Genomic DNA, 5,132 nt, shown 5'->3' with positions numbered 1-5,132 from the left:
GCCTCAGGCAGCACGCGGCCCCACGCGGCAGCGCGCGGCAGGGCCCCGGCGTGTAGATCAGGCTTTGCTGGCGGCTCCTTTACGGGCGCCCGTCGTTACCTTTTTCGCAGACGTCCCGGCGGCGGTTTTCGACGTTGCTTTTCGGGTGGCCTGCTTTGCAACGGTCTTCTTTGCAGCTTTCTTCACCGTCTTTCTGATGGCGGGTGTTGTCGTCGCTTTTTTCGCGGCTTTCTTCGCCACCTTCTTCGCCACCTTCTTTACGGTCTTCTTGGTGGCTTTCTTGGGCACTGCTTTCGTAGCAGCCTTCTTTGCAGCGGTCTTTTTTACCGCGGCCTTCTTCGTCGCCGATGCTTTGGTCGTCCTGGTTGCAGTCTTCTTCGCGCTGCCGCCCTTCTTGCCGCCACCATCCTGCTTGTTGACCGTGGCCCAGGCGATGCGCTCGGCGGCGGCATCGCTGCGCCCCTGGTCTTTCTCGCTTTCCTCGATGTGCTCGGCTTTGCGCTTCTGCGTGTCGGTATAGCTGGATTTATCGCCCCGTGGCATGGACGTGCTCCTGTCTGGTGATGACCAAAGCGCCGCTCAGGCGAGCGTGCGCACCTTCGGTTCGCGGGCCCACTGGCGGGTAGCGGCGGCGGCGAGGAAGGCCTTGGCGTCCTCGGCCTCGACCACCCCGGCATCGGTGCCGACCCGGGCAACCTTCAGCAGCGCCTGTGCACCGTCATCAGCGGCGATCGCCTTCAGATGGGCCCAAGCGTCGCTGACGAAATCGATCGCGGCCGATTCCTTGCTCAGCTTCTTGGCGGCATCACTGCTCAGCACCACGGCGACCGCATCGAACACCACCGAGGGCGTGCCCGCCAGCTGACCATCGGCGGCCAGCGTCTTGCCGTCGCTGAGTGTGGCGCCACCGATTTTCGGCGCGACCAGCTTCACGCTCGCCCCGGCCTTGTCGGCCGCCTTGCGCAGGTTGGCGATCAAGGCCGCATCGGAGCCTTCGTCGAACAGGATGCCAATGCAGCGGCCTTTGAGCAGGTCTTTGGTGCGGCCGATGATGCGCACTTCCGGCGCCTTCGGGAAATCCTGTGCCGGGGTCTGCGTGGCGGCCGGCTCGGGTAGCGCCGGCATCGCCAGACCGTCGGCCACGCGCTTGGCCAGTGCATCGTCGATGTTGCGCAGGTGACTCACGGTGCGCTCGCGCACCTTGACCGTCTCCACCTTGGAGAGCTCGAACACCAGCGCCGAGGCCAGATGCGCCTGCTCCGGCGCCTCCAGGCTGCGGAAGAACATGCGGGCCTGGCTGTAGTGATCGGCGAAGCTCTCTGCACGCACGCGGCCCTTGCGGCCGTCATCCGGTGCGGTGGCGTGACTGGGGAAGCCGTCGGCGCTCTCACGCGGGCTGTCGCCCTGCAGCGAACTCGGATCGTAGGCGACCCGTCCCTTCGGGATGTTCATCTGCATGTGGCCGTCGCGCTGGTGGTTGGCGAACGGACACTTGGGCGCGTTGACCGGGATCTGGTGGAAATTCGGCCCGCCCAGTCGGCTGAGTTGGGTATCCAGATACGAGAACAGGCGACCCTGCAGCAGCGGATCGTTGCTGAAGTCGATGCCCGGCGGCACGTTGGCCGGGCAATAGGCGACCTGCTCGGTCTCGGCGAAGAAGTTGTCCGGCCAGCGGTCCAGCACCATGCGCCCGATCACGGTCAGCGGCACCAGCGACTCGGGAATGATCTTGGTCGAATCCAGGTGGTCGAACGGGAAGGCCTCGGCCTGTTCTTCAGTGAACAGCTGCACCGCCAGCTCCCACTCAGGGAAGTCGCCGGCGGTGATCGCCTCGAACAGATCGCGGCGGTGGAAATCGTTGTCCGCACTCTGCAGCTTGACCGCCTCATCCCACACGGTGGACTGGATGCCCAGCTTCGGCCGCCAGTGGAATTTGACGAAGGTCGACTCGCCAGCATCGTTGATCAGCCGGAAGCTGTGGATGCCGAACCCCTCGATGGTGCGCAGCGAGCGCGGAATCGTGCGGTCGCTCATCGCCCACATGATCATGTGCATCGATTCGGGCATCAGCGAGACGAAATCCCAGAAGGTGTCGTGCGCGCTCGCCGCCTGCGGGAAGGCACGGTCCGGCTCCATCTTCACTGCATGGATCAGGTCGGGGAACTTGATCGCGTCCTGGATGAAGAACACCGGGATGTTGTTGCCGACCAGATCCCAGTTGCCTTCCTTGGTGTAGAACTTGACCGCGAAGCCGCGCACATCGCGCGGGGTATCCACCGAGCCGGCGCCGCCAGCCACGGTGGAGAAGCGAGTGAACAACGGCGTGCGCACACCGACTTCACTGAGGATCCGGGCGCGAGTGTACTCGCCGAGCGAGCGGGTCAGCTCGAAGTAGCCATGGGCGGCGCTGCCGCGTGCATGCACGATGCGCTCGGGGATGCGCTCATGATCGAAGTGGGTGATCTTCTCGCGCAGGATGAAGTCTTCCAGCAAGGTCGGCCCGCGCGGCGTGGCCCGCAGCGAATTCTGGTTGTCACCGACCGGGATGCCCTGGTTGGTCGTCAGGACCGGATGGCCATTGCCCGCGCGCTGGTGCAGTTCATCCCCTTCGCCACGGGCGTCGGTCGCGGGTGCGGGGGCGTTCTTCGTGCTTTTCTTGCTGGCGGCCATGAGGCGACTCCGGGAGCTGGCGGGAAGGGGATCGCTTCACACTGGCGGCCAGGGCGTTAATCGAGGGTGCGAAAACCGGGCGCTGCTTGCACCCGCGCTTCACATGCGGCGCTCGGGCGCTGGGTGACGCGCGTGCGGGCAGGTATCCTTGGGCGCGTCTTCCCTTGTTCTCCCCGACCGCATGCGCGTTGAACCCGCCGACATCGAAGCCCTGTTTGATGCGATCCCCGACGTCCTGTTCTTCATGAAGGACTGCGACGGGCGCTATACGCATATCAACCAGACCATGCTGCGTCGGCTGGGCCTGAAATCCCGCAAGGACGTGATCGGGCGCACCGCAGCGGAGATCTACCCGACCGGGCTGGGCGCGGACTACGCCACCCAGGACGAGCAGGTGCTGGCTGGCAAGGTCATCGAGAATCTGATGGAGCTGCATCTGTTCGCCAACCGCGAGCCGGGCTGGTGCCTGACCTGCAAGCGGCCGCTGCTGGTGGATGGGCAGATCCGCGGGCTGATCGGGATCTCGCGCGACCTCGGCCAGAAGGACAGCCTGGGCACCCAGTACGAACAGCTTCGCCTCGCGCTGGCGCATCTGAATGCGCATTACGCCGAGAACGTGCGCATGCAGACCCTGCTGGACATCACCGGGTTCTCGCTGTCCAAACTGGAGCGCACCTTCCGCAAGGTGTTCCAGATGACCCCGCAGCAGGTGCTGACCCGGCTGCGCATCCAGATGGCGGTGCACCTGCTGCATGGCCCGGACAGCATCGCCAGCATCGGCCAGGCCTGTGGCTTCACCGACCAGAGCGCGTTCACCCGCAAGTTCAAGGCCGAGGTCGGGCTGTCGCCGCGGGCCTACCGTGCCCAGATCGGCGAGCGCGCCGCTGCCTGAGGCGGGGTGGGGCTTGTGGCCTATGCCGTCGCGCGGCCGACAGGGTATGGTGTCGCACTTGTTGCCTGCCAATCGATTCCGATGCCCGCATCCCAGACTCCGGCTCCCGCCACTCCGCCCGCCGCTGCCCGCCTCGGGCACGCGCTCAAGCCCCGCCAGCTGATCATGATGGGCCTGGGCAGCGCGATCGGCGCTGGCCTGTTCCTCGGTTCCGGGGTGGGCGTCCAGGCCGCCGGCCCGGCGGTGCTGCTGTCGTATCTGGTCGCCGGCGCGCTGGTGATCATCGTGATGAACGCGCTCGGCGAAATGGCCGCGGCCAAGCCGACCAGCGGCGCGTTCTCGGTCTACGCCGCCGACGCCATGGGCGCCACTGCCGGTGCCACGGTGGGCTGGCTGTGGTGGGTGCAGCTGGTGATCGTGATCGCCGCTGAAGCGGTCGGTGCGGCCGGGCTGCTCGCCACGGTCTGGCCGGCGATCCCGGTGCCGATGGCCGCGCTGGCCTTCATGCTGTTCTTTACGGCGATCAATCTGCTCGGGGTGAAGAACTTCGGCGAGTTCGAATTCTGGTTCGCCATCCTCAAAGTCGCCGCGATCGTCGGCTTCATCCTGATCGGCGTGGCGCTGTTGATGGGCTGGCTGCCGGACGTGGCCTCGCCGGGCCTGCGCAACTTCACCGAGCACGGCGGCTTCATGCCAAAGGGCCTGGCCGGGATCGGCGCGGCGCTGCTGGTGGTGATATTCGCCTTCGGCGGCACCGAGATCGTGGCGGTGGCCGCGGCCGAAACCGAAGATCCCGAGCGCAGCATCGCCCGTGCGATCCGCACCGTGGCCTGGCGCATCCTGGTGTTCTACATCGGCTCGCTGAGCGTGATCATCGCGGTGGTGCCGTGGACCAGCGAGGCACTCAGGTCGCCGTTCGCGGCGGTGCTGGAAGCGGCCAAGATTCCGGGCGCGGCGACGGCGATCACGCTGATCGCGGTGATCGCGCTGCTGTCGGCGCTCAATGCCAATCTGTATGGCGCCTCGCGGATGATGTATTCGCTGGCGCAGCGCCGTGAGGCGCCGGCGGTGCTGGGCTGGACCGATCCGCGCCAGGTGCCGATCATCGCGGTGCTGGCCAGTGTGCTGTTCGGTTTCGCGGCGACGGTGATGGAGCTGGTGTTTCCGGACAAGGTGTTGCCGGTGCTGCTCAACATCGTGGGCTCGACGTGTCTGCTGGTGTGGACGATTTCGTTGTTGTCGCAGTTGATTCTGCGCCATCGTGCGAACCGGGATGGGACGCGGTTGCCGTTCCGGATGGCGGGGTATCCGTATCTGACGGTGATCGGGTTGGGGGTGTTGGCGTTGATTTTCGGTCTGTTGTTGTCCGAGGCGCATACGCGGTTGCAGTTCCTGTCGATGGCGGCGCTGACGGCGGTGATTGCGGCGAGCAGTGAGATTGCGCGTCGGGTGCGGGCTGGTCGGGGTAGCTGACGGCCAACAGCCAACGGCCAACGGCCAACAGCCAACAGCCGCAGGTTTTGCGCTCCGCTGGTTGGGGCGGGGGGGGGGGGGGGGGGGGGGGGGGGGG

Annotated in this window: 4 protein-coding genes; 2 read left to right on the top strand and 2 right to left on the bottom strand. The window is 66.2% G+C overall.

Translation table 11 applies throughout. The features are described from left to right. Positions 1-57: 57 nt before the first annotated feature. Both ACE026_RS16245 and ACE026_RS16240 read right to left on the bottom strand, forming a co-directional pair. Complete coding sequence (locus tag ACE026_RS16245) at positions 58-543, bottom strand: HupB (RefSeq protein ID WP_486039884.1); 486 nt, start codon at positions 541-543, stop codon at positions 58-60. 36 nt (positions 544-579) lie between these two features. After that, positions 580-2,670, bottom strand: a complete 2,091-nt coding sequence (locus ACE026_RS16240; RefSeq protein WP_486039882.1) for a catalase — start codon at positions 2,668-2,670, stop codon at positions 580-582. 181 nt (positions 2,671-2,851) lie between these two features. On the opposite strand from ACE026_RS16240, the gene ACE026_RS16235 reads away from it, so the two are divergent. Together ACE026_RS16235 and ACE026_RS16230 are read left to right on the top strand one after the other, a co-directional pair. After that, on the top strand, positions 2,852-3,562 hold the full coding sequence (locus ACE026_RS16235; RefSeq protein ID WP_179460368.1) for an AraC family transcriptional regulator: 711 nt from the start codon (positions 2,852-2,854) through the stop codon (positions 3,560-3,562). Between the two features lie 81 nt (positions 3,563-3,643). Beyond that, a complete protein-coding gene (locus ACE026_RS16230) occupies positions 3,644-5,035 on the top strand; it encodes an amino acid permease (RefSeq protein WP_486039881.1) in 1,392 nt (463 codons plus the stop codon). Positions 5,036-5,132 lie beyond the last annotated feature (97 nt).

It is taken from the genome of Stenotrophomonas sp. AGC87, assembly GCF_057333975.1.
This window is presented reverse-complemented; position numbering and strand designations above follow the sequence as displayed.